Annotated in this window: 27 protein-coding genes; 6 read left to right on the forward strand and 21 right to left on the reverse strand. The window is 71.9% G+C overall.

Annotated elements, in window-relative coordinates; genetic code table 11:
* Window positions 1–108 precede the first annotated feature (108 nt).
* Complete coding sequence (locus IEY17_RS17050) at window positions 109–756, forward strand: GntR family transcriptional regulator (RefSeq protein ID WP_188988890.1); 648 nt, start codon at window positions 109–111, stop codon at window positions 754–756.
* Between the two features lie 117 nt (window positions 757–873).
* Here the strand turns inward: IEY17_RS17050 and IEY17_RS17055 are convergent, their stop codons facing one another.
* Complete coding sequence (locus IEY17_RS17055; protein ID WP_188988892.1) at window positions 874–1,449, reverse strand: TetR/AcrR family transcriptional regulator; 576 nt, start codon at window positions 1,447–1,449, stop codon at window positions 874–876.
* Between the two features lie 107 nt (window positions 1,450–1,556).
* Here IEY17_RS17055 and IEY17_RS17060 point away from each other — a divergent pair, with 107 nt between their 5' ends.
* The gene (locus IEY17_RS17060) at window positions 1,557–2,603 is read left to right on the forward strand and encodes an alcohol dehydrogenase family protein (RefSeq protein WP_188988894.1); all 1,047 of its coding nucleotides are present in this window, start codon (window positions 1,557–1,559) and stop codon (window positions 2,601–2,603) included.
* Window positions 2,600–3,451, forward strand: a complete 852-nt coding sequence (locus IEY17_RS17065) for an alpha/beta fold hydrolase (RefSeq protein WP_188988896.1) — start codon at window positions 2,600–2,602, stop codon at window positions 3,449–3,451. The genes IEY17_RS17060 and IEY17_RS17065 overlap by 4 nt, the downstream gene beginning before the upstream one ends.
* Window positions 3,452–3,535: 84 nt before the next feature.
* On the opposite strand, the gene IEY17_RS17070 is transcribed toward IEY17_RS17065, so the two are convergent.
* The 9 genes from IEY17_RS17070 to IEY17_RS17110 form a co-directional block, all read right to left on the reverse strand.
* Complete coding sequence (locus tag IEY17_RS17070; protein WP_308424002.1) at window positions 3,536–4,393, reverse strand: 3-hydroxybutyryl-CoA dehydrogenase; 858 nt, start codon at window positions 4,391–4,393, stop codon at window positions 3,536–3,538.
* Window positions 4,394–4,691: 298 nt separating this feature from the next.
* Window positions 4,692–6,152 (reverse strand): glycoside hydrolase family protein, encoded by a 1,461-nt coding sequence (locus tag IEY17_RS17075; protein ID WP_188988898.1) that lies wholly within the window; start codon window positions 6,150–6,152, stop codon window positions 4,692–4,694.
* A gap of 87 nt (window positions 6,153–6,239) precedes the next feature.
* Complete coding sequence (gene aroQ / locus IEY17_RS17080) at window positions 6,240–6,674, reverse strand: type II 3-dehydroquinate dehydratase (protein ID WP_188988900.1); 435 nt, start codon at window positions 6,672–6,674, stop codon at window positions 6,240–6,242.
* Window positions 6,671–7,777, reverse strand: a complete 1,107-nt coding sequence (gene aroB, locus IEY17_RS17085) for a 3-dehydroquinate synthase (protein ID WP_188988902.1) — start codon at window positions 7,775–7,777, stop codon at window positions 6,671–6,673. The genes aroQ and aroB overlap by 4 nt, the downstream gene beginning before the upstream one ends.
* Before the next feature lie 90 nt (window positions 7,778–7,867).
* A complete protein-coding gene (locus IEY17_RS17090; RefSeq protein WP_188988904.1) occupies window positions 7,868–8,395 on the reverse strand; it encodes a shikimate kinase in 528 nt (175 codons plus the stop codon).
* Window positions 8,395–9,600, reverse strand: coding sequence for a chorismate synthase (aroC, locus tag IEY17_RS17095; RefSeq protein ID WP_188988905.1), 1,206 nt, complete (start codon window positions 9,598–9,600; stop codon window positions 8,395–8,397). Before aroC ends, IEY17_RS17090 begins: the two co-directional genes overlap by 1 nt.
* 126 nt (window positions 9,601–9,726) lie before the next feature.
* Complete coding sequence (locus tag IEY17_RS17100; RefSeq protein WP_188988907.1) at window positions 9,727–10,332, reverse strand: prepilin peptidase; 606 nt, start codon at window positions 10,330–10,332, stop codon at window positions 9,727–9,729.
* A 116-nt stretch (window positions 10,333–10,448) separates the two neighbouring features.
* Window positions 10,449–10,901: a PTS sugar transporter subunit IIA gene (locus IEY17_RS17105; RefSeq protein WP_188988909.1), complete on the reverse strand. Its 453-nt coding sequence runs from the start codon at window positions 10,899–10,901 to the stop codon at window positions 10,449–10,451.
* Window positions 10,898–11,134 carry a PTS sugar transporter subunit IIB gene (locus tag IEY17_RS17110; protein WP_188988911.1) on the reverse strand — a complete coding sequence of 79 codons (237 nt, stop codon included), beginning with the start codon at window positions 11,132–11,134 and terminating at the stop codon, window positions 10,898–10,900. Before IEY17_RS17110 ends, IEY17_RS17105 begins: the two co-directional genes overlap by 4 nt.
* Before the next feature lie 243 nt (window positions 11,135–11,377).
* On the opposite strand from IEY17_RS17110, the gene IEY17_RS17115 reads away from it, so the two are divergent.
* From IEY17_RS17115 to IEY17_RS17125, 3 genes are read left to right on the forward strand one after another with little or no spacing between them, the layout of a single operon-like run.
* Window positions 11,378–12,175: a GntR family transcriptional regulator gene (locus IEY17_RS17115; protein WP_188988913.1), complete on the forward strand. Its 798-nt coding sequence runs from the start codon at window positions 11,378–11,380 to the stop codon at window positions 12,173–12,175.
* Window positions 12,176–12,218: 43 nt separating this feature from the next.
* Entirely contained in the window at window positions 12,219–13,481 is a 1,263-nt protein-coding gene (locus IEY17_RS17120; protein WP_188988915.1) for a PTS transporter subunit EIIC, read from the forward strand.
* Window positions 13,482–13,513: 32 nt separating this feature from the next.
* On the forward strand, window positions 13,514–13,783 hold the full coding sequence (locus IEY17_RS17125; RefSeq protein ID WP_188988917.1) for an HPr family phosphocarrier protein: 270 nt from the start codon (window positions 13,514–13,516) through the stop codon (window positions 13,781–13,783).
* Between the two features lie 55 nt (window positions 13,784–13,838).
* On the opposite strand, the gene IEY17_RS17130 is transcribed toward IEY17_RS17125, so the two are convergent.
* From IEY17_RS17130 to IEY17_RS17180, 11 genes are all read right to left on the reverse strand, one after another.
* The gene (locus tag IEY17_RS17130; RefSeq protein ID WP_188988919.1) at window positions 13,839–14,693 is read right to left on the reverse strand and encodes a shikimate dehydrogenase; all 855 of its coding nucleotides are present in this window, start codon (window positions 14,691–14,693) and stop codon (window positions 13,839–13,841) included.
* The gene (gene mltG / locus IEY17_RS17135; RefSeq protein ID WP_188988921.1) at window positions 14,680–15,885 is read right to left on the reverse strand and encodes an endolytic transglycosylase MltG; all 1,206 of its coding nucleotides are present in this window, start codon (window positions 15,883–15,885) and stop codon (window positions 14,680–14,682) included. Before mltG ends, IEY17_RS17130 begins: the two co-directional genes overlap by 14 nt.
* Window positions 15,882–16,361: a Holliday junction resolvase RuvX gene (ruvX, locus tag IEY17_RS17140; RefSeq protein ID WP_188988923.1), complete on the reverse strand. Its 480-nt coding sequence runs from the start codon at window positions 16,359–16,361 to the stop codon at window positions 15,882–15,884. Before ruvX ends, mltG begins: the two co-directional genes overlap by 4 nt.
* A complete protein-coding gene (gene alaS / locus IEY17_RS17145; protein ID WP_188988925.1) occupies window positions 16,358–19,030 on the reverse strand; it encodes an alanine--tRNA ligase in 2,673 nt (890 codons plus the stop codon). The genes ruvX and alaS overlap by 4 nt, the downstream gene beginning before the upstream one ends.
* Before the next feature lie 79 nt (window positions 19,031–19,109).
* Window positions 19,110–19,409: a hypothetical protein gene (locus tag IEY17_RS17150; RefSeq protein ID WP_188988927.1), complete on the reverse strand. Its 300-nt coding sequence runs from the start codon at window positions 19,407–19,409 to the stop codon at window positions 19,110–19,112.
* Complete coding sequence (locus IEY17_RS17155; RefSeq protein ID WP_188988929.1) at window positions 19,406–19,816, reverse strand: DUF948 domain-containing protein; 411 nt, start codon at window positions 19,814–19,816, stop codon at window positions 19,406–19,408. The genes IEY17_RS17150 and IEY17_RS17155 overlap by 4 nt, the downstream gene beginning before the upstream one ends.
* 105 nt (window positions 19,817–19,921) lie before the next feature.
* On the reverse strand, window positions 19,922–20,887 hold the full coding sequence (locus tag IEY17_RS17160) for a 2-hydroxyacid dehydrogenase (protein WP_188989079.1): 966 nt from the start codon (window positions 20,885–20,887) through the stop codon (window positions 19,922–19,924).
* A 104-nt stretch (window positions 20,888–20,991) separates the two neighbouring features.
* On the reverse strand, window positions 20,992–22,347 hold the full coding sequence (locus IEY17_RS17165) for a replication-associated recombination protein A (RefSeq protein ID WP_188988931.1): 1,356 nt from the start codon (window positions 22,345–22,347) through the stop codon (window positions 20,992–20,994).
* Window positions 22,348–22,382: 35 nt separating this feature from the next.
* Window positions 22,383–23,897 carry a SulP family inorganic anion transporter gene (locus IEY17_RS17170; RefSeq protein WP_188988934.1) on the reverse strand — a complete coding sequence of 505 codons (1,515 nt, stop codon included), beginning with the start codon at window positions 23,895–23,897 and terminating at the stop codon, window positions 22,383–22,385.
* 97 nt (window positions 23,898–23,994) lie between these two features.
* Window positions 23,995–24,597 carry a carbonic anhydrase gene (locus IEY17_RS17175; RefSeq protein WP_188988936.1) on the reverse strand — a complete coding sequence of 201 codons (603 nt, stop codon included), beginning with the start codon at window positions 24,595–24,597 and terminating at the stop codon, window positions 23,995–23,997.
* 49 nt (window positions 24,598–24,646) lie between these two features.
* Window positions 24,647–25,027, reverse strand: a complete 381-nt coding sequence (locus IEY17_RS17180; RefSeq protein WP_188988938.1) for a hypothetical protein — start codon at window positions 25,025–25,027, stop codon at window positions 24,647–24,649.
* Between the last annotated feature and the right edge of the window lie 52 nt (window positions 25,028–25,079).

The following is a 25,079-nucleotide window of genomic DNA, read 5'->3' on the forward strand; positions in this document are numbered from 1 at the left end:
TTGCCGCCCGCCGGCCGGCGAGCGGCATCCAGTGGCTTGCATCACGGCGAAGTTGGATCCAATATACAGTTGCCCGAGCAGCGGTCAAGAGACGTGGGAGATCCGGGGATGCGACGACCACCGACCACCCAGGAGTTCGTCCTCGACGAGCTCCGCAAGGCGATCGTGTCCGGCGAACTGGCACCCGGCCAGCCGATCCGGCAGGACGGCATCGCCCAGCGGCTCGGGGTGAGCCGTGTGCCACTGCGCGAGGCGCTGAAGACACTGGAGGCCGAGGGGCAGGTGGTCTACCAGCCGCACCGGGGCTACTCGGTCGCCGAGCTGTCGCTGGCCGACCTGCTGGAGGTGTACCGGATGCGGCAGCTGCTGGAGTCGGAGGCCGCCGCGGTGGCCACCGAGCGGTTCACCGACACGGACCTGTCCCGGATCACCGACGCCCAGCTCGACGTCGAGAAGGCCGCCGACAGCGGCGACCTGGTCGCCATGATCGCGGCGAACCGCCGCTTCCACTTCGCCCTGCTGGAGCCGTCGGGCATGCCGCGGCTGCTGCGCGTGGTCCGCACCCTCTGGGACGCCACGGACGCGTACCGGGCGGTGTACTACAACTCCGACGCCAACCGCGAGCGCGTCCGCCACGAGCACGAGTCGATCGTCGCGGCCGCGGTGGACCGGCGGGCCGACGAACTGGTTCGCCTCCTCGACGAGCACCGCCAGCACGCAGTGGCGGCGCTGCGCGCCACGATCCCGTCGGACTGACCGCGGGGTCCCCCCCGCCCGGGGGTCCCGCCCAGGAGACTTCCGATTGCGCCTTGGGAGTTCTCCTCGTGAGATCCCGGTTCACCCGGTCCGAAGTGGACCTGGGTTCCGGGTTCCTTATGCCTTCAGCAGGATTTCCGCGGTGCGGCGCGCCTGGCGGACCGCACCGGAAACGCCCGCCGACGCCGCGACGGTCGCACCCTCGTAGAGCAGCAGCGCGCTGGCGGCGAAGTTTGCCGGATCGGCGATCCCGGCTTCCCCGGCCAGTTTCTCGAAGAGCTCCCGCATCCACCGCTTCTGCCCCACGACGACCGCCCGGGCCGGGTGCTCCGGATCCGGGATCTCCGCGAGGGCGTTGACGAACCCGCAGCCCCGGAAGTCGGTGTCCGCCATCCACACCTCCAGGGCGTCGAAGACGGCGAGCAGCCGCCGCCGCGGCTCGGTCGCGTGCTCGGCCAACCAGGCCGCCAACCACTCCCGCCAGCGCTGGTCGCGCTCGACCAGGTACGCCGTCACCAACCGGTCCTTCGAGCCGAAGCAGGCGTACAGGGTCTTCTTGGTGACCCCGGCTTCGGCCGCGATCGCCTCAACGCCGACCGCGTGGATGCCCTGCCGGTAGAACATCTCGGCCGCCACGTCGAGTACCCGCCGCCCGGCGGGCGTCAGCTTGCCCGGCAACTCCTCCGCCGCCATGCCGCGAACTATACCGACCAGTGGGTTGACATCGCAGCCATGCCCTGGTTCCGTGGATAACCACACCGGTCGGTATACCTCTTTCGAACGGACGGAGTTGATCTCCCATGCGTGCGGTGCAGCTCACCGGCTTCGGCGGCCCGGAGCGGCTGGTCTACCGGGAGGACGTGCCCGACCCCCAGGCCGGACCGGGCGAGGTCCGCGTCCGGGTCGGCGCGGCGGCCCTGAACAACACCGACATCTGGACCCGTGAGGGGGCCTACGGCGCCCCCGACGACCCGGCGGCGACGGCGGGCTGGCGCCGCGAGCCGCTGGAATTCCCCCGAATCCAGGGCGCCGACGTGGTCGGCCGCATCGACCAGGTCGGCCCGGGAGTGCCCGAGGCTCGGCTGGGCGAGCGGGTGATCGTCGACCCGATGCTCTACACCGGCGGGGAACGGGAGCTGGTCGACACCGCCTACCTGGGCAGCGAACGCGACGGCGGTTTCGCGGAGTTCACCACCGTTCCCGCCGCGAACGCGCATCGTGTCGACAGCGCGCTCAGTGATGCGGAGCTCGCCACCTTCCCCACCGCGTACGCGACCGCGATGCGCATGCTCAACCGCGCGCGGGTGCGGGACGGCGAGGCGCTGGTGGTCACCGGTGCGTCCGGCGGCGTGGGTTCGGCGCTGATCCAGCTCGGTGCCCTGCGCGGCGCGCGGGTGGTCGCGATCACCAGCGCAGCCAAGCGCGACCGCGCCGTCGAACTCGGCGCGCACGCGGCGGTGGACCGCAGCGCGGAGGACCTGGTCGACGCGGTGCGCGCGGTCGCCGGTCCGGCGGACGTGGTCGCCGACGTGGTGGCCGGTCCACTGTTTCCCGCCCTGCTGCGGATGCTGGGCCCGCTGGGCCGCTACGTCGTCGCGGGCGGCATCGCCGGCCCGCTGGTGGAGACCGATCTGCGCACGGTGTACCTGCGCCAGCTGCAGCTCATCGGCTCGTCGTTCGGCACGCACGAGGACTTCCGCGAGCTGGTGGGGCATGTGGAGCGCGGCGAGCTCGTCCCGCTGCTGTCCGGGACCTTCCCGCTGCGTGAGCTCCGCGAGGCCCAGCGGGTGTTCACCGCGAAGGGCTTCTTCGGCAAGCTCGTGGTCACCCCGGGGGCCGACGCATGAACCTGGACCGGAACGCGATCGTGGACGGGGTGCGGCTGGCACACCGGCTCACCGGCGATCCCGGCGCGGAGACCCTGGTGTTCCTGCACGGCACGCCGTCGCACTCGCACATCTGGCGCCACGTGGTGCCGGAGTTCGAGGCGGCGGGCCACCGGGTGCTGGTGTACGACCTGCTCGGCTACGGCGCCTCGGAACGCCCGCCGGACCGCGACACCTCCGTCACCGCCCAGGCCGACCTGTTGGAGGGCCTGCTGGCGGCGCTGGGGATCGGGCGCTGCACGCTGGTCGCCCACGACATCGGCGGCGCGGTGGCCCAGATCGTCGCGACCCGCCATCCGGCGCGGGTCGACCGGCTGATGCTGGTGGACTCGGTGAGCTACGACTCGTGGCCGTCGGCGACGTGGCGGCGCGTCATCCGCGACCACCTCGCGGATGACGCTGCGATGCCGCAGGCGGACTTCGAGGCGATGCTCACCCGGCAGCTGACCATGACGGTCGCCGACCCGGCGGCCATGGCGGGCTCGACGCTGCGCGCCTACCTGGCCCCGCTGCGGACCCCCCTGGGCCGGGTGTCGTTCTTCGAACACCAGGTCCGCCACTACGACTCGACCCCGACCGAACGCGTGGCCCCGCTGCTGCCCACCCTCACGATGCCGACCCGGATCGTCTGGGGAGCCGAGGACCGCTGGCAACCGCTCCACTACGCGCAACGCCTGGTCCGCGACATCCCGGGCGCCCAGCTCACCGTGGTCCCCGCAGCCGGGCACTTCCTGATGGAGGACGCCCCGGCCAGCGTCGTGGCGGAACTCCGAGCCCTCCTCGCCCACCCCGTGCCCGCAGGTGGGTGAACAGCCGGCCGAACGCCCGGCTCCCGCGCGAGAGTGACTGACAGGCTCCGTCGTCCCGTGGTCGAAGGCGTCCCCCGGGCCGGATCAGTAGTCGTAGAAGCCCTTGCCCGACTTCCTGCCCGTCAGACCGGCGTCGACCATGCGCCGCAACAGCGGCGGGGCCGCGTAGGACGGGTCACCGTACTCCGCGTACATCGAGTCCGCGATCGCCTTGAGCGTGTCCAGGCCGACCAGGTCACACAGGCGCAACGGGCCCATCGGGTGGGCGCAGCCCAGCACCATGCCGTTGTCGATGTCCTCGGCGCTGGCGAAACCGCCCTCGAACATCCGGATCGCCGACAGCAGGTACGGCACCAGCAGGGCGTTGACGATGAACCCGGACCGGTCCTTGGCCCGGATCACCTCCTTGCCCAGCTGCTCGGTGGCGAACCGCGCGGCCCGCTCCACCGTCTCCTCGGCGGTCAGCAGCGACGGCACCAGCTCGACGAGCTTGAGCACCGGAACCGGGTTGAAGAAGTGCACGCCCAGCACCTGCTTCGGACGCTCGGTGGCCCCGGCGAGCTTGGCGATCGGGATGGACGAGGTGTTGGAGGCCAGGATCGCGTCCGGGTCTGTCACCACCTTGTCCAGCTCGGCGAACAGCTTGAGCTTGAGGCCCTCGTCCTCGGCGATCGCCTCGATGACCATCTCCCGGTCGTCGAGGTCGCCGAGGGTGGTGGTGAAGTGCAGCCGCGACTGCGCCTCGTCGCGCTCGGCCTCGGTGATCTTGCCGTTCTGCACGGCGCGGTTGAGCGACTTCCACAGCTTGGCGCGCCCGGCCCGGGCGGCGTCGTCGCTGACCTCGACCACGATCACGTCAATGCCGCTGCGCGCGGCGACCTCGGCGATGCCGCCGCCCATCTGCCCGCCGCCGACGACTCCCAGGCGTTCGATCTTCGTCACCACACGATCCTTCCGCTTCGGCTGCGCTGCCATGGCGCGACAGATCATGCCAGGAACAGGGGTTACCGACCGGTAAACCGTGCGCTACGCCACGCCGATCACACGGCCGAGGAACGCCGGCGCCACAGCGGGGCTCTCTTCGGCGAGTCGCGTTGTGCGGAAAAACGAGCCCGATGGAAACCCACGTAAGACCCGCACCGCGCGGGCTGCGGGTACCGCCACGGGAAGGCCGCACCACCCGGCGCGGGCCAATCCGCACACGCGGATCACGACACGTTTCCACACGTCTCGTGAACGGTCAGGGGTGGAGGTTGCCGGCCTGGGGGTGGGAGTTCCAGTCCTGTTGGGACACGTCGGTGATCGCGGACCCGTTGGCCTCGGCGGCCTCCGGCGTGACCGTCCACAGTCGACCCTCATCGTCCAGCAGCCCCACGACACCCTGCGGCGAACGCAGGGCCCGGGCGCCGGAGGCGATGGTGGCGACCACCGGCAGGGCGTCCACAGCGGACACCCGCTTGTCCAGCACCCTGGTCACCAGCCGCTCGGCGACCGACCGCCGTTCGAAGCGGATTCGCTGTCCACCGCGCACCACGTCCACGGTACGGGACGGGGACGGCACGCCGAACCCGTCCAGCACCGCCGCCGCCTGCTGGGGCGTCGCGCACCCGTCAACCCCTTGGACGTCGATACCGAAGCGGCGCACGTCGGTCGGCGCGGGCAGCAGCGCGGTGGCACGGAGCACGTCGAACGGCACCGTGCCGCACGGGTCCACCGACGACACCACGGCGCTGCCGTCGGGCTGGCGGACCAGCCCCGGCCCCTCCTGCCACGGGCCCGGGATGACCACCGGCTCGTAGGGGTGGCGGGTGAACCCGCGGTCCCAGAAGGTGATCGAGGTGCCCGTCGCGGTCTGGTGCGCGATGGCGAACGCGTTGAGCGCGGGCACCCACGCCCAGTCGGCGCTGAAGGCGTCCACCACCGACCGGGACCGCCGGGCACCACCCGGCACGAAGCCCTCCTCGGTCAACGACTGCAGCTGGTCGGTGAACTCGGGGTTGCGGGCGCGCAGCACGAACTGCCCGGCGCCGTTCCAGCCCGCACCGGACGCCGTGGTGTCGGTGAACATCAGGTAAAACCAGCCGTCCAGGTACAGCGCGGACGGCTGGCCCGCGCCGTAGACGTTCTCCCGGCTCACCTCGCGGGACGCGGTGACGATCGGCGCGCCACCGGCCTCGCGCCGCCAGGCGCGACCGTCGGTGCTGCTGGCCACGCCGATGGCGTTGCCGTGCGCGTGCTCGCCCGCGGCCCCCGTGTAGTACAGGTAGTAGCGGCCGCCCACCCGCAACACCGACGGGTCGCAGGTGTGCATGGCGTCGAAGGCGCCGGGCCGCCCCGCGAAAACCGGCACCGCGGGGGCCCCACCAGCCGCGGTGAACGGGCCGTCCAGCGATCCCGACGCGGCATACAGCACGTCGTCACCGGGCGGACCGATGTCCGGCAGCTGGCTGCACCACCACGTCCGGAACTGCCCATCCTCCTGCAGCACGGTGGGGCCGTAGTTGTACGGCGCGGGCATGCCGCCCGAGACGACGACCCCGGGACTGCTGCGCTCACCACCGACCCGCAGCACGACCGGCGCGCGCGGAACCCGTGCCTGCAGCGGCGCCTCGGGCTCCGCCGGGATGCCCGCCACCCGGGTGCAACCGGCAACCAGTGCGACCGCGGCCACCACCAGCACCGCCCGCAGCGGAATCCTCATCGAGGCGACACCCTCCCCCAGAAACCCACAGGCACCCCGAGCGCCTGTGACCAAACTACTGGGGCTGGGGTGTAGGTGAGCCGCGGATCAGCTTCTCGCGTGCTCCGCGAGCCAGCGGATCGCCAGCGGGTAGCCCGCCACCCCGAGACCGGCGATGACCCCCGTCGCGATGTCCGACAGGTAACTGGTGTGCCGGAACGGTTCGCGCTTGTGCACGTTGGAGATGTGCAGCTCGATCAAGTCGGCGTTGAGCTGCGCGGCGGCGTCGCGAACGGCCACCGAGTAGTGGGTCCAGGCGCCCGCGTTGAGCACCACCGGCACGTTCCGGTCGGCGGCCTCGTGCAGCCACTGCACCATCTCGCCTTCGAAGTCGGTCTGCCGCACTTCGACGTCGACGCCGAGCTCCCTGCCCGCACGCTCGCACATCGCGACCAGGTCGGCGTGCGTGGTGCTGCCGTAGACAGCGGGTTCCCGCGTGCCGAGCCGCCCCAGGTTGGGGCCGTTGAGGACGAACACCTTCACAGCAGGACCTCCGAGCCGGACGTGCGGCCACCGGTCACCGCCGAGTAGGCGGCGGCGATCAACGACGGGTCCGGACCTTCCAGGCGGCCCGGTTTGGCCAGCCCGTCCAGCACCACGAACCGCAGCACCCCGGAGCGGGTCTTCTTGTCCACCCGCATCGTCTCCAGCAGCTGGCCGAGTGCGTCCGGGTCGTAGGTGGTCGGCAGGCCCAGCAGGTCCAGGACCTTCTTGTGCCGGTCGGCGGTCTCGTCGTCCAGCCGCCCGGCCAGCCGCGCCAACTCGGCGGCGAAGACCAGACCGACGCTCACCGCGGCACCGTGCCGCCACCGGTAGCGCTCCCGGCGTTCGATGGCGTGCGCCAGGGTGTGGCCGTAGTTGAGCACCTCGCGCAGGTGCGACTCCTTCAGGTCCTCGGCCACCACGTCCGCCTTGACCTGGATCGACCGGCGCACCAGCTCGCCGAGCACGTCACCGGCCGGGTCGGTGGCGGCGGCCGGGTCGGCCTCGATCAGCCGCAGGATCTCCGGGTCGGCGATGAACCCGGCCTTGACCACCTCGGCCATGCCGGCGAGCAGCTCGTTGCGGGGCAGGCCCTCCAGCGTCGCCAGGTCCGCCAGCACCAGGCTGGGCTCGTGGAACAGCCCCACCAGGTTCTTGCCCGCCTCGGTGTTGATGCCGGTCTTGCCGCCGACCGCGGCGTCCACCATGCCCAGCAGCGTGGTGGGTACGTGCACCACCCGCACCCCGCGCATCCAGGTCCCGGCGACGAAACCGGCGATGTCGGTGACCGCGCCGCCGCCGAAGGACACCACGATCCCGCTGCGGTCCATGCCGATCCGGCCGAAAACCTCCCAGCAGAACCCGGCGACCTGCAGACTCTTGCCATCCTCGGCGTCGGGGATCTCCACACGGTGCGCGTCCACACCGGCGGCGGTCAGCTCGTCGCGCACCGCCTCCACGGTGGCGGTGATGGTGGGCTGGTGCACCAGCGCCACCACCGACGCGTCACGCAGGTGGTCGACGAGCTCGCCGAGCAGGCCCCGCCCGACCACCACGTCGTAGGGCTGCTGGCTGGCGACCCGGATCCGCACCGGTTCGGTCATCATCGTCCTTTCGGGCTCTCCGCAGCGTGCCGGGCAGCTGCGCTGCTCGTGCGCTGAACAGCATCCCATTTCCGCCGGTCGGCGGTGCGATCAGCTGGACGGCCGGGCGCTGTCCGCGGTCAGCGCGGCGACGACCCGCTCCACCACCTCGGCCGGGCCCAGTCCGTCGGTGGCGACCTCCACTGACGCCACCGAGCGGTAGATCGGCAGCCGCGCCTCCAGCAGCGCCCTGAACGTGGCGCGGGGGTTCACCCCGGCCAGCAGCGGGCGCGCGGTGGACAGCCCGACGCGGCGGGCGCCTTCCGCCAGACCCACCGACAGGAACACCACCGGGTGCCCGGCCAGGCGCTCGCGGGTGCGTTCCGAGAGCACCGCACCGCCGCCGAGCGCCAGCACGCCGTCGTGTTCGCGCAGCGCCGTGGCGACCGCTTCCTCCTCCATCGCCCGGAACGCGGGTTCCCCGTCGTTGGCGAAGATGTCGGCGATCGCACGACCGGCGGTGCGCACGATGTCGTCGTCGGTGTCGCGGAACGACACGTCCAGCCGCTGCGCCAGCAGGCGGCCGATCGTCGTCTTGCCCGCGCCCGGCGGGCCGACCACCACTGCTTGCGGGGCCATCAGCGCACCTGCCGCTTCTCGGCGCGCTCCCGCAGCGACGCCAGGTAGCCGTCGACGTTGCGCCGGGTCTCCGGCAGCGAGTCGCCGCCGAACTTCTCCAGCGCCGCCTCCGCCAGCACCAGCGCGACCATCGCCTCGGCCACGACGGCGGCGCGCGGCACCGCGGTGATGTCGGAGCGCTGGTGCATGGCCTGCGCCGGTTCACCGGTCGCCATGTCCACAGTGGCCAGTGCGCGCGGCAGGCTGGAGATCGGTTTCTTGGCGGCGCGGACGATGAGCGGTTCGCCGTTGGTGATGCCGCCCTCCAGGCCACCGGCCCGGTTGCTGCCGCGGCGGACCCACTTCTCGCCCTCCGCCGGGAAGATCTCGTCGTGCGCGGCGCTGCCGCGTCGGCGGGCGTTGGCGAAGCCCTCGCCGATCTCCACGCCCTTGATCGCCTGGATGCTCATCAGCGCACCGGCCAGCCGCGCATCCAGCTTGCGGTCCCAGTGCACGTGCGAGCCGATGCCCGGGGGCAGGTTGTAGGCGATCACCTCGACCACGCCGCCCAGCGTGTCGCCGTCCCGCTTGGCTGCCTCGACCTCGGCCATCATCGCCTCGGTCGCCGCGTCGCCGAACGCGCGGACCGGGTTCTCGTCGATGGCCGCCAGGTCATCCGGGCCGGGCAGCACGTCGTGCTCGGCGTCGACCCCGCCAAGGCTGACCACGTGGCTGACGATCTCCACCCCGAGCAGCTGGCGCAGAAACTGCCGGGCCACCGTGCCGACCGCCACGCGCGCCGCGGTCTCCCGGGCGCTGGCGCGCTCCAGCACCGGCCGGGCCTCGTCGAAGCCGTACTTCTGCATGCCCGCCAGGTCGGCGTGCCCCGGGCGCGGGCGGGTCAGCGGCGCGTTGCGGGCCAGTGAGGACAGCACGTCCTCGTCGACCGGGTCGGTCGCCATGACCTGCTCCCACTTGGGCCACTCGGTGTTGCCGATGCGGATCGCGACGGGGCCGCCCTGGGTGCGCCCGTGCCGGATGCCGCCGATGATCTCCAGCTCGTCGGCCTCGAAGTTCATCCGCGGGCTGCGACCGAAGCCGAGCTTGCGCCGCTCCAGCTGGGCCGCGATGTCGGAGGAGGTCACCTCGACTCCGGCCACCATGCCTTCCAGCACCGCCACCAGGGCGGGGCCATGCGATTCTCCAGCGGTCATCCAGCGCAGCACGCCTATAGATCCTGCCACGCTGCGCCGCCGGTCAAACCTCCTGGGGTCGAAACCCCGGGCTGGTCAGGCTCCCGGGGCCGGGGCCGTGACCAGCCGAACGGGTACCGGCGCGGTCGGCCCGCCCGCTCAGCCGCCGGGTCCCACCACGACAGCCAACCAGGCCGGGGCGAGCATGGCGGGGCCGTGCGGAACGCCGCCGCGCGTCCGCAGCGCGACGAGCAACGTGGACAGCGCCGCCACCGCCATCACCGCGAGCACCGCCACCGGCGACACCGCACCCACCACGGTCCCGAGGCTGCCCGCCAGCTTCACGTCACCGGGCCCCATCGAGCGCGGCGCCACCACGCGCACCAGCAGGTACGTCCCGGCGAACAGCACCACGCCGCCGACCGCACCGCCGAGCACCCCTGGCCGCTGTGTCGCCGCACCGCACACCAGCACCGCCGCCACCGGGCAGGCGGGCAACGTCAAAACGTCGGGGAGTCTGGCGGCCCGCACGTCGCACACCACGAGCAGCACGGCGAGCCAGCCGAGCAGCAGCGGAACCGGCGCCCACCACACCGGCATGCCACCGGCCACGCGGACGGCGACCACGGTCCACAGCAGACCCACCGCCGCTTCGCAGCACCACCGGGGCGGGACCACACCCCGGCGCGCCGACAGCAGCACCACCCGACCGACCCACCCGGCACCGAACCCGGCGGCCGCCCCGACCCCTACGAGCGCAAGCACCCCACCAGCGTCCGGCCACCACCGCCGAACCACGGGCACCAGCACCGCGAACCCGCGCGTGTCGGGCCACATGGCCAGGACCCTTCGACCACGCGGAAGGGCGCTCCGGTCGGGTGTCAGTCCACGACGAACAACGGGTCCCCGGCGATGACCTGGCCGTCCTCGCGCAGGTCCGCCAGCGCCTCCGGCACCACGTCCAGCGCGATCACCGGGCAGATCGAGGAGTGGCCGTGCGACTCCACCTCGGTGGGGTCCCAGGTGACGATCCGCTGCCCCGCCTGCACCACGTCGCCCTTGGCCACGTGCAGTTCGAAGCCCTCGCCCTTCAACTTCACCGTGTCGATGCCCAGGTGCACCAGGATCGCCGTGCCGTCGGACGTGGCGATCACGAACGCGTGCGGGTGCAGGGTCGCCACCGTCCCGGCGACCGGAGCCACCGCGTCAGCCCGCCCGCCAGACGGCTTCACCGCCACCCCCGGTCCCACCATCGCCTGCGAGAACACCGGGTCGGGCACCTCGCTGAGCGCCGCCGCCAAGCCCTCGACCGGGCTGCCCACCTCGACGCTCACATCAGGTCCTCGATGTCGCCGGCCAGCGTGTCCGCCTCCGGTCCCACCACCACCTGCACGATCGTGCCCTGGATCATCACGCCGTGCGCGCCGGCCGCCTTCAGCGCCGCCTCGTCGATGCGCGAACCGTCCTCGACCTCGCAGCGCAGCCGCGTGATGCACGGCTCGATCTCCACCACGTTGTCCCCGCCGCCCAGTGCGGCCAGGATCGCCGCGGCCTTGTCCTGAGCCACCCCGTGCTCCCTTCGTCCTGCCTCGACGCAGGCTTGCGCACCGCGCCGTGACGATCTTGCTCCAGACGGTGTCGATGCGGCAACGAAGCCCGGACCGCCTTGACACCCCATCTCCTGACGGCGCATTGTTCGCAACCGACTGGTTTAGACCGGACAGTACCAACCCGGTGCGCCGGGTGAACAGGCTCATGTTCACCCCGGCGACCAGCGCCCACAAGGCACCGGTCGTGCGAGGGAGGCAGGGTGGCCGAACGACGAGCAGCACCGGGCGAGGCGCGCACGGACGTCCTGCGCGACGGCCCGACACCGAAGCACGCCCAGCTGCGGGAGATCCTCCGCAAGCTGGCGGGCGAGGAACTGCTGCCCGGCTCGCCGGTACCGTCCGAACGCGACCTCGCCGCCCGCTACGGCGTCTCCCGGCTGACCGTCCGCGAAGCCGTCGGTCACCTGGTCGCCGAAGGACTGCTGGTGCGGGTCCGCGGCAAGGGCACCTTCACCACCCGGCCGCGGGTCGACTCCCAGCTGCACCTGGCGTCGTTCACCGAGGACATGCGCCGCCGCGGAATGCGCCCGGAGACCGTGGTGCTGGAAGCCGCCGAAGCGGTTCCCCCGCCCGGCACCGCGCGGGCCCTCGGCCTCGCCCCCGGCGAGCCCGCCTACCGGCTGTCCCGGCTGCGCAAGGCCAACGGCGCGCCGATGGCGGTGGAGCGCGGCTGGTACCACGCGGCGGCGCTGCCCGGCCTGCTCGACCACGACCTCACCGGCTCGATCTACACGCTGCTGGCCCACCGCTACGGGGTGCGGCTGGAAAGCGGCACCCAGACGGTGCTCGCCGAGGGCACCGACGCCGAGACCGCGCGGCTGCTCGGCGTGCGCACCGGCAGTCCCGCCCTGGTGTTCCGTCGGGTCGCCACCGCCCAGGGCCAGCCGATTGAGGACATGACGTCCTGGTACCGCGGCGACCTGTACCAGGTGACCATGCAGCTGGACCGCAACTCCGACGGTTCCGGCCACCACCGCCCCACCCGGCGCCCCACATGAGCGGGCCCCGACGACCCGGTGTCCACGACACAGGAGGTAACCGATGAGTGCCAGCGCCAACGCGGCGAGCGGCAACAAGAGAGGACTGGCCCTGCTGCAACGGCTGGGCCGGAGCCTGATGCTGCCGATCGCCGTCCTGCCCGCCGCCGCACTGCTGTCCCGTCTGGGCCAGCCGGACCTGCTCGGGGAGAAGGGCCTGGGGAGCGCGCTGCCCTGGCTGCGACCCGTGGCCGGGGTGATCGGCGCGGCGGGCGACGCGTTGTTCAACTACCTGCCGCTGCTGTTCGCCATCGGTGTGGCCATCGGCTTCGCCAAGAAGGCCGACGGCTCCACGGCGCTGTCCGGCGCGGTCGGTTACCTGGTGCTGTCCGGGGTCCTGTGGGAGATCACCGGCACCGAAGCGGACAAGTCGTTCAACAAGGGCCCGTACGGCGTGCTCGGCGGCATCATCGCCGGGTTGACCGCGGCGTGGCTGTGGCAGCGCTACCACCGCATCAAGCTGCCCGACTACCTGGGCTTCTTCGGCGGTCGCCGGTTCGTGCCGATCGTCACCGCGTTCGCCATGGTCGTCGCGGGCGTGGTGCTGGGCCTGCTGTTCCCGGTGTTCGACAGGGTGCTGACCGCCTTCAGCGACGCGGTGACGCAGAACGCGGTGATCGGCGGCGGCATCTACGGCGTGATCAACCGGCTGCTGCTGCCGTTCGGCCTGCACCACATCCCGAACAACGTGGTCTGGTTCCTCTTCGGCGACTACCACGGTGAGAAGGGCGACATCGCCCGGTTCTTCGCCGGCGACCCGACCGCGGGCGGGTTCATGACCGGTTTCTTCCCGATCTTCATGTTCGCCCTGCCCGCCGCGGCGCTGGCCATCTGGCAGAGCGCCAAGCCGTCGCAGCGCAAGGTCGTCGGCGGCGTGATGATCTCGGTGGCGTTCACCTCCTTCCTCACCGGCATCACCGAGCCGCTGGAGTTCTCCTTCATCTTCGTGGCCTGGCCGCTGCTGCTGATCCACGCGGTGCTCACCGGCACCGCGCTGGCGCTGGTCAACGCGCTGGACATCCACTCCGGCTTCGGGTTCTCCGCAGGTGCCATCGACTACGTGCTCAACTTCGGCATCTCGCAGAACTCGCTGTGGCTGATCCCGATCGGCCTGGGCTACGCGGTCGTCTACTACTTCGTGTTCCGGTTCGCGATCACGAAGTGGAACCTGCGCACCCCGGGCCGTGAGGAGGACGACACCGACAGCGGCACCACCGGCGCGGATAATTCCGGGCAGCAGGCCGCATCGGGTTCCGAGAAGAGCTGATTCCCCCCCATTTTCCGACGAAACGGAGAGCCATGCTGGAGCGACGGGTCACCGTGGCGAGCAAGGTCGGGCTGCACGCCCGCCCGGCGGCGCTCGTGGCCAAGGCCGCGGCGGCGCAGCCGGTGAAGATCATGATCCGCAAGGACGACACCGACCCGGTGGAGGCGGGCAGCATCCTCGGGCTGATGACCCTGGGTGCGGCACACGGCGACGAGGTGGTGCTGGCCGCCGAGGGCGAGGGCGCCGAGGCGGCGCTGGAGCACGTCGCCCGACTCGTCGCCACGGACCTCGACAACAACTGATCCGCCGACCAACGGTCCCCCCGCCGCGGGGGACCGTTGCCGGGACATCACGTCTTTAGAGCGGGAGCGGGACCACGCCGCCGGTGGCGGCGGCGAGCGCGTCGCGCATGGCCTCGCGGGGCGCCGGGCGACCGGTGAACTGCTCGACCTGGCCAAACGCCTGGTGCAGCAGCATGTCCAGGCCGGTGGCCACCCGACCGCCCGCGGCCGCGACCGCCGCGGCCACCGGCGTGGGCCACGGGTGGTAGACGACGTCCAGCAGGCACCGGGCCCTGGCCAGCTCCGCGGCCCGCGCGTCCAGCACCCCCGCGGGCAGTGTCGACACCACGACGTCGGCATCAGCCGCCGCATCGGCGAGCACGATCCGGTCCAGCCGCTCGACGCGGACCTCCAACCCGACCCGCTCCGCGGTGCGCACCGCCTGCTCTGCGCGCGCCGGTTCCCGCACCGCCAGCACCACCTCGACCAGACCGAGGTCGGCAAACGCCGCAAGGGCCGCGGCGGCGGTGCCGCCCGCGCCCAGGATCAGCCCGCGGCGGCCGGTGGTGAACCCGCCCGCGCTGCGCAGCGCACCCACGACCCCGTCGATGTCGGTGCAGTCCGCCACCCAGCTGCCGTCTTCCCGGTGTACCAGGGTGTTCGCCGCACCGACGGCCGCAGCACGGTCGCTGACCTCGGCCGCGACCGACAGCGCCGCCCGCTTACCGGGCATGGTCACCGACAGCCCAACCCACTCGGGGCCGAGGCCCGCGACGAACTCCACCAGCCGCTCGGCGTCGGCCTCGACCCGTTCGTAGGTCCAGTCACGCAGGCCCAGCGCGGCGTAGGCCGCGCCGTGCAACACCGGGGACAGCGAGTGCTCGATCGGCGAACCGAGCACCGCCGCCCTTCTGACCTCAGAACGCGCCACGGGCCCGGGCCTCCGCGATGTACGCCTCGTGCTGCTGCGGGGTTTCGGCGAAGCAGGACGTGCCGTCCGGGTAGCACTTCACGAAGTACTTCCAGCGTCCCTCGGCCGGCCTTTCCGCCGCCGCGATCGCCTCCTTGGAGGGCGAGGAGATCGGGGTCGGTGGCAGGCCGTAGTTCAGGTAGGTGTTGTACGGCCCCGGCCGCGCCCGGTCCTCCGGTTTGGTCAGCAGCGTCGGCTTGTCCAGCGGGTAGTTGATCGTCGAGTCCAGCCCGAGCCGCATGACCGGGTGCGTGAGCCGGTTGTGGATCACCCGGGAGATCTGCGGGAAGTCCTTGGTGATGCCCTCGCTCTGCACCAGCGACGCGATGATCAGCAGCTCGTACGGGCTGTGCCCGGTGCCCTCGGCCGCCTGCGGCAGGCCCGCGACCTCCAGCACCGCCGCCGACCGCGTGACGACGTCGCGCAGCACGTTCTCCGCGGACTCGCCCGGCTTCACGTCGTAGACGCCGGGCATGATCAGGCCCTCCAGCCGCCGCTTCGGCTCTGCCTTCGAGGCATCCGCGATCGCCCACTCCGGCACACCCAGCGACGCCAGGTCGGCGGTCTCGGCGACCCGGAACATCTCCTCGGGAGTGGTGCAGGTGGGGTTCTTGCCAACGCAGGTGGCCTCGGCGAGCCGCCGCAGGATACCCGCGGTGCGTCCGCCGTCGGGGGCCGCCTGGTCCTCCAGGCGCATGCCGCCGCGGACCTCGACCCGGCCGACCTTCGCGTCGTCGGACAGGATGTGCGTCACCGCGGCCTGCCCGGACATCCTGGTGCGCATCAGGTAGTAACCGGGCTGGATGCTGTTGATCCGCCGGTTCTGCTCGGCGGCCTTGGTGAACGCCTTGGTGCTGGCCACCACGTCCTGCTGCGCCAGGGTGCGGCCGATGGCGCTGACCGTGTCGCCGGGCTTGACCTCGACGACCACCTCGCCGGTGCCTTCGCCCTCGTAGTCCTCGTAGGACCCGATCTGCAGGATCTGGCTGGCCCCGTAGAGCACGCCACCGCCGACCAGCAGCAGCACGAACAGACCCGCCAGGGCGGTCACCGTGCGGCGGCGCTTTCGGCGGCGGAACCCCTCCGGATCCGGGGCGCGCCGCCGCCGGTCGTCGCCGGGATCGTCCGCGAACAGTCCAAGCTCGTCGCTCACGAAAGGTCCTCTCGTGTGTGCTGCCCCCGACCGTCCAACCACGCCTGCAGGATCTCCACCGCAGCCGCCTGGTCCACCACGGCGCGCTGCTTCTTCCCCCGCACGCCGCGCTGAGACAACATCCGGCTGACCGTCACGGTCGTCAACCGCTCGTCGGCGAAGCGCACCGGGACCGGTGCGATCAGTTCCGCGAGCGCCGTGCCGTAGGCCCGCGCCGCCTCCGCGGCGGCGCCGTGCCGACCGGCCAGCGTCTTCGGCATGCCGACGACGACCTCCACCACGTCGTGCTCGGCGACGAGTTCGGCGAGCCGACGCAGGTCCGCGCCGCCCGCCTCGTCGCGCTGGAGGGTGATCAACGGGGTCGCCAGCATCGGGGTGGGGTCGCTGAGCGCAACACCGACCCGGACCGCACCGACGTCCACACCGAGACGCCGACCCGGCCCGGGGTCCGCACCACCCTGCCGGTGCTCGTTCACCCGGCAGCCACCGCCTGGTCCACGGCGCGGCGCAGCGCGCCGATCGCGGCGGGGATGCCCGCCGGGTTCGAGCCGCCGCCCTGGGCCATGTCCGGCTTGCCACCGCCGCGGCCGCCGACCTCGGCGGCGAAGCCGGGCACCAGCTTGCCGGCCGCGAGGCCCTTGTCGCAGGCGAGATCGTTGATGCCGACGACGAAGCTGACCTTCTGCTCGTCGGCGGAGAACAGCGCCACCACCGCGGGCCGGGCCCCCAGGCGCCCCCGGACCTCGCTGGCGAGCGCGCGCAGCGCGTTGCCGTCCACCCCGTCCGGGACCTGCTCGGCGACCACCGTGACGCCGTGCACGTCGGTGCCCTTGGCGGAGAGTTCGCCCGCGGACTGCAGGACCTGCGCGACGCGCAGCTGCCGCAGCTCCTTCTCCGCGTTGCGCAGCCGGGTCAGCACGGTCTGGATCCGCTCGGGCAGCTCGTCGGCGGGCACCTTGAACTGCTCGGCGAGCTGGCTGACCAGCAGGTGCTCCTTGCTGATGTGGCGCATCGCGTCCATACCGACCAGCGCCTCGACGCGGTGCACGCCGGAGCCGACCGAGGAGTCCGCGACCAGCTTGACCACGCCGAGCCGCCCGATGCGCGGCACGTGCGTGCCGCCGCAGAGCTCGCGGGAGTAGTCACCCATGTCGACGACCCGGACCCGGTCGCCGTACTTCTCGCCGAACAGGGCGATCGCACCGAGTTCCATGGCCCGGTCCATCGTCGTGGTGTAGGACTGCACCTCGACGTCGGTCTGCAGGTAGTCGTTGACCTCTTCCTCGACGCCGGTGAGCACGTCGGCCGACACCGCGGCGGGGGCGGTGAAGTCGAAGCGCATCCGGCCCGGCGAGTTCAGCGAACCGGCCTGCGCGGCGCGTTTGCCGTAGGCGCTGCGCACCGCCGCGTGCACCAGGTGCGTGGCGGAGTGGGAGCGCTCGATGGCGTGTCGGCGGGCCTGGTCGACGGCGGCCTCCAGCGTGGTGTCCACGCCCAGCTCGCCCTCGACGACCTTGGCGCGGTGCACGAACAGGCCGGGCACCGCGCGCTGCACGTCGTGCACCTCGACGGCCACGCCGGAGCCGACCAGCCGACCGGTGTCGGCGATCTGGCCACCGCCCTCGGCGTAGAACGGGGTGCGGTCCAGCACCAGCTCGACCTCGGTGCCCGCGGTCGCGGACTTCGCCGGCTTTCCGTCCACCAGCATGCCCAGCACCCGGCTGTGCGACTGCAGGTCGGTGTAGCCGATGAACTCGGTGGTGCCGTGCTGGTCCAGCAGTGAGCGGTAGGTCGACAGGTCGCCGTGCCCGGTCTTGCGGGCCTTGGCGTCCTCCTTGGCCCGACGGCGCTGTTCGGCCATCAGGTTGCGGAAGCCCTGTTCGTCGACGCTCAGCCCCTGCTCGGCCGCCATCTCCAGGGTCAGGTCGATCGGGAAGCCGTAGGTGTCGTGCAGCTGGAACGCCTTGTCACCGGTCAGCTGGTTGCCCCCGGCCTTCTTGGTCTCGGCCACCGCCATGTCGAAGATCTTCGAACCGGCGGTCAGCGTCGCCAGGAACGCGTCCTCCTCGTTGCGCATCACCGACTCGATGCGGTCGAACTCGGTGACCAGCTCCGGGTAGCTCGGGGCCATCGCGTCGCGCACGATCTTGCTGAACTCGCCGAGCACCGGCTCGTGCACACCCAGCAGGCGGGTGGAGCGGATGATGCGGCGCAGCAGGCGGCGCAGCACGTAGCCGCGGGCCTCGTTGCCGGGGGTGACGCCGTCACCGACGAGCATCACGCCGGAGCGCGCGTGGTCGGCGATGACCCGGAACCGCACGTCGTCCTCGTGGTTGGCGCCGTAGCGGCGGCCGGAGAGCTCCTCGGCCCTGGCGATCACCGGACGCACCAGGTCGGTCTCGTAGACGTTCTCCACGCCCTGCAGCAGGCAGGCCACCCGCTCGACGCCCATGCCGGTGTCGATGTTCTTGGTGGGCAGCGACCCGATCGGCGGGTGTCCCTGCTTCGGCGAGAGATCACCCCTGATGTCCTGCATGAACACCAGGTTCCAGATCTCGATGTAGCGGTCCTCGTCGGCGATCGGCCCGCCCTCGCGGCCGTACTGGGGGCCGCGGTCGTAGTAGATCTCCGAGCACGGACCGCCGGGGCCGGGCACGCCCATGTCCCAGTAGTTGTCCTTGCCGCCGCGGGCCTGGATCCGCTCGGCCGGGACGCCGGCGACCTTCTGCCACAGCGCGGCGGCCTCGTCGTCCTTCTCGTAGACGGTGACCCACAGCCGCGCCGGGTCGAAGCCGTAGCCGCCATCGGACTGCGGCCGGGTGAGCAGCTCCCAGGCGTGCTCCATGGCGCCTTCCTTGAAGTAGTCGCCGAAGGAGAAGTTGCCCGCCATCTGGAAGAACGTGTTGTGCCGGGTGGTCTTGCCGACCTCGTCGATGTCGCCGGTGCGCACGCACTTCTGGATGCTGGTGGCCCGCGGGTACGGCGCCGGGGCCTCGCCCAGGAAGTACGGCTTGAACTGCACCATCCCGGCGTTGACGAACAGCAGCGTCGGATCGTCGAGGATCAGCGACGCGCTGGGCACGACGGTGTGGCCACGACTGCGGAAGTGCTCGATGAAGCGGTTGTTGATCTCGTGGGTCTGCACGGTGGAATCCTCGGGGAAGTCAGCGGGTGGACACGGCTGGCGGGTTCCGGCGGACAGCTGGCGGCGCGGTGCGCCGACGTCAGCGGCCCGCCCGACGAGCTCGCCGCCCGTTGGTCGCGTCCGGCGCCCCGTCTATCCGGCGGAACTGCACGGTCTCGGCGTTGCGGTCCACCACGTCCTGCAGTTCCTGCTCCCGCTCCTGCATGCCGGCGCGGACGTCCGCGCCGAACGAGCCGACGGCACCGGCCAGCTCCCGGACCGCGCCGCCCAGCTGCTCGGCCATCCCGACGGGGGTCGCCTTGCGCGCGGTCTCGTTGAGCTTGCGGCTCACCGCGATCCCGGCGGCCACACCGGCCCCGAACCAGAACAGGCGCCTCACTTGCGCCCCCCTTTGGTCTTGCGGCGGTTGCGACTCTCGCTCACGGGCTGCTGCCTGCGCTTGCGGCGGGCCCGGAGTGCCTTGCTGACCCCGTAGGAGAAGGCCGCCGTCTTCACCAACGGCCCACCCAGTGTAGCCGTGAACAGGGAGGACAACGCCGAGACGTTGCCGCTGATGGTCTTGGCGTTGGCGGTGATGCCGTCGACCCGCTCGAGCTGGGTGTTGACATGGTTGATGGTCGAGTTCGCACCGGTGAACAGCGGCTCGGAGTTCTCGTGCGCCTTGCGGATCGCGATGGTCGCCTCGTCCAGCGTACGGCCGAGCTTGATCAGCGGGATCGCCAGCAGTACAACCAGCAGCACGAACGCTCCGGCGGCGATCAGCGCGGCGATCTGCGTGGGCGTCACGTGCCCTCCCGAATGTCCACGTCAGGTCCGTCGGGACCGGGGTGCGGCCCCGGCCCGGTGATCGTGGGTCAGGTTACCGGGCGGGTCCGCCGCCTCCGCACCCGGTCAGGAGCGGACGGGGGTGAGCGGCGCACCGCCGGTGAGCACGGCGGCGACGTTGCGGGCCGCGAGTTCGACCATCGCCGCGCGGGTCTCCGTGGTGGCCGATCCCAGGTGCGGGACCACCACCACGTTGTCCAGCTCCAGCAGCTCCGGTTCCACCTCCGGTTCGCGTTCGAAGACGTCCAGGGCCGCACCGGCGATGCGCCGCTCGCGCAGGGCCTCGGCCAGTGCCCGCTCGTCGACCACGGGGCCGCGGCTGGTGTTGACCAGGTACGCGGTGGGCTTCATCGCGGCGAGCGCCGGCTTGTCGATCAGGTGCCGGGTCTGCTCGGTCAGCGGGCAGTGCAGCGACACCACGTCGGCGGTGCCCAGCAGTTCCTCGATCGGCAGGAAGCGGGCCTGCAGCTCGGACTCCACGTCGGCGGCGGCGCGGCGGCGACCGGTGTAGACGACGTCCATGCCGAACGCGCGGGCGCGCCGCGCCACGGCCTGCCCGATGCCGCCGAGCCCGACGATGCCGAGTACCTTGCCCTGCAGCCCGGTGCCGAGCATGAAGTCGAGGCGGAAGGTCCAGGGCTGCCGGGCGCGCAGCAGCCGCTCGCCCTCGCCGAGCCGCCGGGTCACCATCAGCAGCAGGCCGATGGTCAGGTCGGCGGTGGCGTCCACGAGCACGCCCGGGGTGTTGGTGACGATGACGCCACGGTCGGTCACGGCCGGGACGTCGATGTTGTCGTAGCCGACCGCGACGTTGGCCACCACCTGCAGCTGGGGACCGGCGGCGCCGACCAGGTCGGCGTCGATGCGGTCGTGCAGCATCGCGACGACGGCGTGCGCGCCGCGGACCGCCTCGCGCAGCTCGGCCGGGGTCAGCGGTCGGTCCTGGGTGCAGACGTGCACTTCGCCGACCTCGCGCAGCACGTCCAGCGCTGACTCCGGAACCGTCCGGGTGACCACGATCCGCTTGTCCACCACCAGCGACCTCCTCACGACGAACCGGGCCGAATCTACCCGCGCGAACCGCGAAGATCACCGGGAAACGGAGCCGATGCGGACCACAGGAACTGCGCACGAGGTCAGTCGGTGCCGCGGACGATGCTGCGCAACCTGGGGACCCGTTCGTGCAGCGTGCGCTCGGCGCCCCGGTTGGTGGGCTGGTAGTAGTCCCGCCCCACGAGCTCCTTCGGCGGGTACTGCTGGGCCAGGACGCCCTCGGGCTTGTCGTGTGGATATCGGTAGCCCTGGGCGTTGCCGAGCTTGGCCGCCCCGGCGTAGTGGCCGTCGCGCAGGTGCGGCGGAACCGGCCCGCCCCGGCCCGCGCGCACGTCGCTCACCGCCTCGTCGATCGCCATGATCACCGAGTTCGACTTCGGCGCGGTGGCCAGGTGGATGGTGGCCTGGGCCAGCGCCAGCCGCCCCTCGGGCATGCCGATGAACTGCACGGCGTGCGCGGCGGCCACCGCGGTCTGCAGCGCGGTCGGATCCGCCATGCCGATGTCCTCGCTGGCGTGCACCACCAGTCGCCGGGCGATGAACCGCGGATCCTCGCCGGCCTCCACCATGCGGGCCAGGTAGTGCAGCGCGGCGTCCACATCGGACCCGCGGATGGACTTGATGAACGCGCTGACCACGTCGTAGTGCTGGTCGCCGCCACGGTCGTAGAGCACCGCGGCGCGGTCCACTGTGGACTCCACGGTGGCCAGGTCGATCACGTCCGCCCCGGTCGAGGTGGCCGACTCGGCCGCGGCCTCCAGCGCGGTCAGCGCCCGCCGCGCGTCCCCGCCGGCCAGCGACACCAGGTGCGCCTCGGCGGCCTCGTCGAGGCGCACGGCCCCGCCGAGCCCGCGTTCGTCGGAGACCGCGCGCCGCAGCAGCGTGCGGATGTCGTCGTCCTCGAGGCTGCGCAGCTGCAGCACCAGCGACCGCGACAGCAACGGGGCCACCACGGAGAAGAACGGGTTCTCCGTGGTGGCCGCCACGAGCAGCACCGTGCGGTCCTCCACCGCGCCCAGCAGCGCGTCCTGCTGAGTCCTGGAGAACCGGTGCACCTCGTCGATGAACAGCACCGTGGCCTCGCCGGAACGGCCCAGGCGGCGGCGCGCCTCGTCGATGACCGCACGCACCTCCTTGACACCGGACGACAGCGCGGACAGCGCCGCGAACCGACGGCCGGTGGCCAGCGAGACCAGGTTGGCCAGTGTCGTCTTGCCGGTTCCCGGCGGGCCGTAGAGCAGCACCGACGCCGGAGCCGCGCCCTCGACCAGCCGGCGCAGCGGGGCGCCGGGCCCCAGGAGGTGCTGCTGGCCGACGACCTCGTCGAGCGAGCGGGGCCGCATCCGCACCGCCAGGGGCGCGTTCTCGGCCAGCCGCTCGCCCGCGCGCTGCTCGGTGTCGGCGCCGAACAATCCCTCGTCGAACAGGCCCTCGCTCACGGCTCCGACGCTACCCGGCTCCCCCGACGGGCCGGTCAGCCGACCTTGCCGGGCAGGGCGACCTCGACGGTGCTGTTGCCGCGGCGGCGCTGCGCGGCCCAGTGCTCCACGGCCTGGTGACAGGCGCGGTCGAGGTGGCGGACCATGGTCAGGTCCAGGTGCACGTGCTTGCCGGCGGGGAGCTTTTCGAGGTGGTCCAGCAACCGCGGCAGGCGCAGGAAGGTGGCGTTGCCCCCCAGCGTGACGCGCACGTGCTCGTCGGCGTGCTCGGCGTCGACCGACAGCCGGGAAACCTCGACGGCGGTTTTGACGATGGCGACCGCCAGCCCGGTCAGGGTGCCGATCAGCAGGTCGGTGGCCAGGATGGTGCCCGCGGTGAGCACCAGCACGAACGCCTCCGAGCGGTGCTCGCGCACCAGGGCGACGACCTGCCGCAACTCCAGCAGCTTCCACCCGGCCTGGATCAGCAGGGCGGCCAGCACCGCGGTCGGGATGAAGGCCAGCACCCCGGGCAGCAGCACCACGAACAGCAGCAGCCAGCAGCCGTGCAGCACCCGCGAGAGCCTCGTTCTGGCGCCGGCCTGGATGTTGGCGGAGCTGCGCACGATCACCGCGGTCATCGGCAGCGCGCCGAACAGGCCGCAGACCGCGTTGCCCGCACCCTGGGCCACCAGTTCCGTGTTGTACCGGGTTTTGGGCCCGTCGTGCATGCGGTCGACCGCGGCCGCGCTGAACAAGCTCTCCGCGGAGGCCAGCAGCGCGAAGGTGATGATCGATCCGAGCACGGCGGGGGTGAGCAGACCGGCCCAGGCGGCGGCGGGCGGCGGGTTGAGCGCCGCCAGCAGCGACCCGATCTGCACCTTCTGCACCGGCAGCGCCAGCAGTGCCGCCGCGGCGCTGGTGACCACCACGGCCACCAGCTCGCCGGGCAGCAGCCTGAGCTTGCCCGGAATCTTCTTCCACAACGCCATGATCACCAGGGCGGCCACCGCCAGCCCGAGCCCGGCCAGGCCCTCGGCGGTGGTCGTCGCGGCCACCACCAGGTCGGGGATGCCGGTGAATTTCGCCGCGGTGGTGGCGGGCTGCTCCAGCCCGCCGACCGGGTAGACCTGGCCGAGGATGAGCACCAGGCCGATGCCGGCGAGCATGCCCTGCACCACCGACGGCGAGATCGCCCGGAACCAGGTGCCCAGCCGGCTCAGGCCCAGCACGATCTGCACGATCCCGGCGCCGAGCACGATCACGCCCAGCATGCCCAGCCCGTGCTCGGCGACCGCCGAGGCCACCAGCACCGTCAACCCGGCCGCGGGGCCGCTGACCTGCATCGTGCTGCCGGGCAGCAGGCCCACCACCAGGCCGCCGACGATGCCGGTGACGATGCCCAGCTCGGCGGGCACGCCGGAGGCCACGGCCACGCCGACGCACAGCGGCACGGCCACCAGGAACACCACCAGGGACGCGCCCAGGTCGGCGCCGAAGGTCTCCTTCGGCCAGCGGGGCGAGCCGGGCCCGCGACGCGTGGGTCGAGGTGATTGCAGTTGAGTAGTCACAACGCACTCCAGTGCAGTGTCGTGATGCGGGATGCGGGTATCGCGCCGGCACCCCGCGCTGGGTGCCGGCGTCGACGTGGTGGAACGAAAAGTGGGGTTACAGCGGCAGGAAGTCCGCGTCCTCCTCCTGCTGCGGGCAGGTGTAGACCAGGCCCGTGTCGATCTCGTAGAACCAGCCGTGCAACCGCAGGTCACCCGCGGCGAGGCGGTCGGCGATGAACGGGTACTCGCGCAGCGTCCGCAGCTGCGCCTGGACGTGCCGCTTGCTTTCCGAGCGCACGCCCGGGTCCGCCACCTCGGGCGGGGCGTCGGTCACGCCGTCGGTGCCCAGCCAGTTCCGCATGGCCGGCAACTGCTCCAGGCCGCGGCCGGCCACGGTCAGCGCGGTGACCGCGCCGCAGTGCGAGTGCCCGCAGACGATGATGTCCGGCACCCGCAGCACCAGCACGGCGTATTCAATGGTCGCCATTTCGCTGGACGCGGAGTCCGGCACGTATTGCGGCACCACATTGCCCGCCGTGCGCAGTTCGAACAGTTTCCCCGGCTCGGCGCCGGTGATCTGCGACGGGATCACCCGTGAATCGGAGCAACCGATGAACAGGGCGGTCGGTTTCTGGCCGGCGGCCAGCTGGCGACGGCGATCCTCGGAAAGCATGGCCGGGTGTCGCCGGGCGTGGTTCACGAAATGTTCGAAGCTCATTGCCACCTCTCCAGGTCGTCGGCTCGAAAACGGTCGCGAGCGCGACCGATCAGTGCCGGATGACCTGGAGCGCGGCGGGTGAGTGTCTGAGCTTCGCGTAGGCGTGGTGCGGACCGCTCCCAGTATTCGGGATTTTCCCGATGCGCGGCCAACCCGCGACAACGTCGGGGTGCTGCAGTTCCGGCGGTAGCGGCTCGCGGCGGTCTTCGCGGCGCACGTAGCTGCGCCGGTTCAGCGCGACGCTGGGCAGCCGCTCGCGCAGCTTCTCGCTGTCCCGCTGCTCGGTCTCGGTCTGCGATTCCGCGGACCCGGTACGTACCGACCCCGCCTCGACCGCCGACTGCGCCGGCACCAGCATGGCGAGCACGAGCGCGAAGAGCAGGAACAGCCCCGCTCTCGTGATCTGCCACGCCCTGCCGCGCACGAACACCTCCCGAATTTGGGCAGCCAGTCCCCTTCCGGCGTCGTCGACGGTAGCGGGG

Source organism: Saccharopolyspora thermophila, from assembly GCF_014646075.1.
Classification (GTDB): Bacteria; Actinomycetota; Actinomycetes; order Mycobacteriales; family Pseudonocardiaceae; genus Saccharopolyspora; species Saccharopolyspora thermophila.

Coding starts and splice junctions, on each gene's coding strand:
- IEY17_RS17090 (WP_188988904.1), bottom strand. CDS start 8,395: ATGGCCCCGCAAGCAGTGGTGGTCGGCCCGCCGGGCGCGGGCAAGACG.
- aroB (WP_188988902.1), bottom strand. CDS start 7,777: ATGACCGAACCGGTGCGGATCCGGGTCGCCAGCCAGCAGCCCTACGAC.
- IEY17_RS17065 (WP_188988896.1), top strand. CDS start 2,600: ATGAACCTGGACCGGAACGCGATCGTGGACGGGGTGCGGCTGGCACAC.
- IEY17_RS17050 (WP_188988890.1), top strand. CDS start 109: ATGCGACGACCACCGACCACCCAGGAGTTCGTCCTCGACGAGCTCCGC.
- IEY17_RS17060 (WP_188988894.1), top strand. CDS start 1,557: ATGCGTGCGGTGCAGCTCACCGGCTTCGGCGGCCCGGAGCGGCTGGTC.
- IEY17_RS17075 (WP_188988898.1), bottom strand. CDS start 6,152: ATGAGGATTCCGCTGCGGGCGGTGCTGGTGGTGGCCGCGGTCGCACTG.
- IEY17_RS17120 (WP_188988915.1), top strand. CDS start 12,219: ATGAGTGCCAGCGCCAACGCGGCGAGCGGCAACAAGAGAGGACTGGCC.
- IEY17_RS17055 (WP_188988892.1), bottom strand. CDS start 1,449: ATGGCGGCGGAGGAGTTGCCGGGCAAGCTGACGCCCGCCGGGCGGCGG.
- IEY17_RS17125 (WP_188988917.1), top strand. CDS start 13,514: ATGCTGGAGCGACGGGTCACCGTGGCGAGCAAGGTCGGGCTGCACGCC.
- IEY17_RS17175 (WP_188988936.1), bottom strand. CDS start 24,597: ATGAGCTTCGAACATTTCGTGAACCACGCCCGGCGACACCCGGCCATG.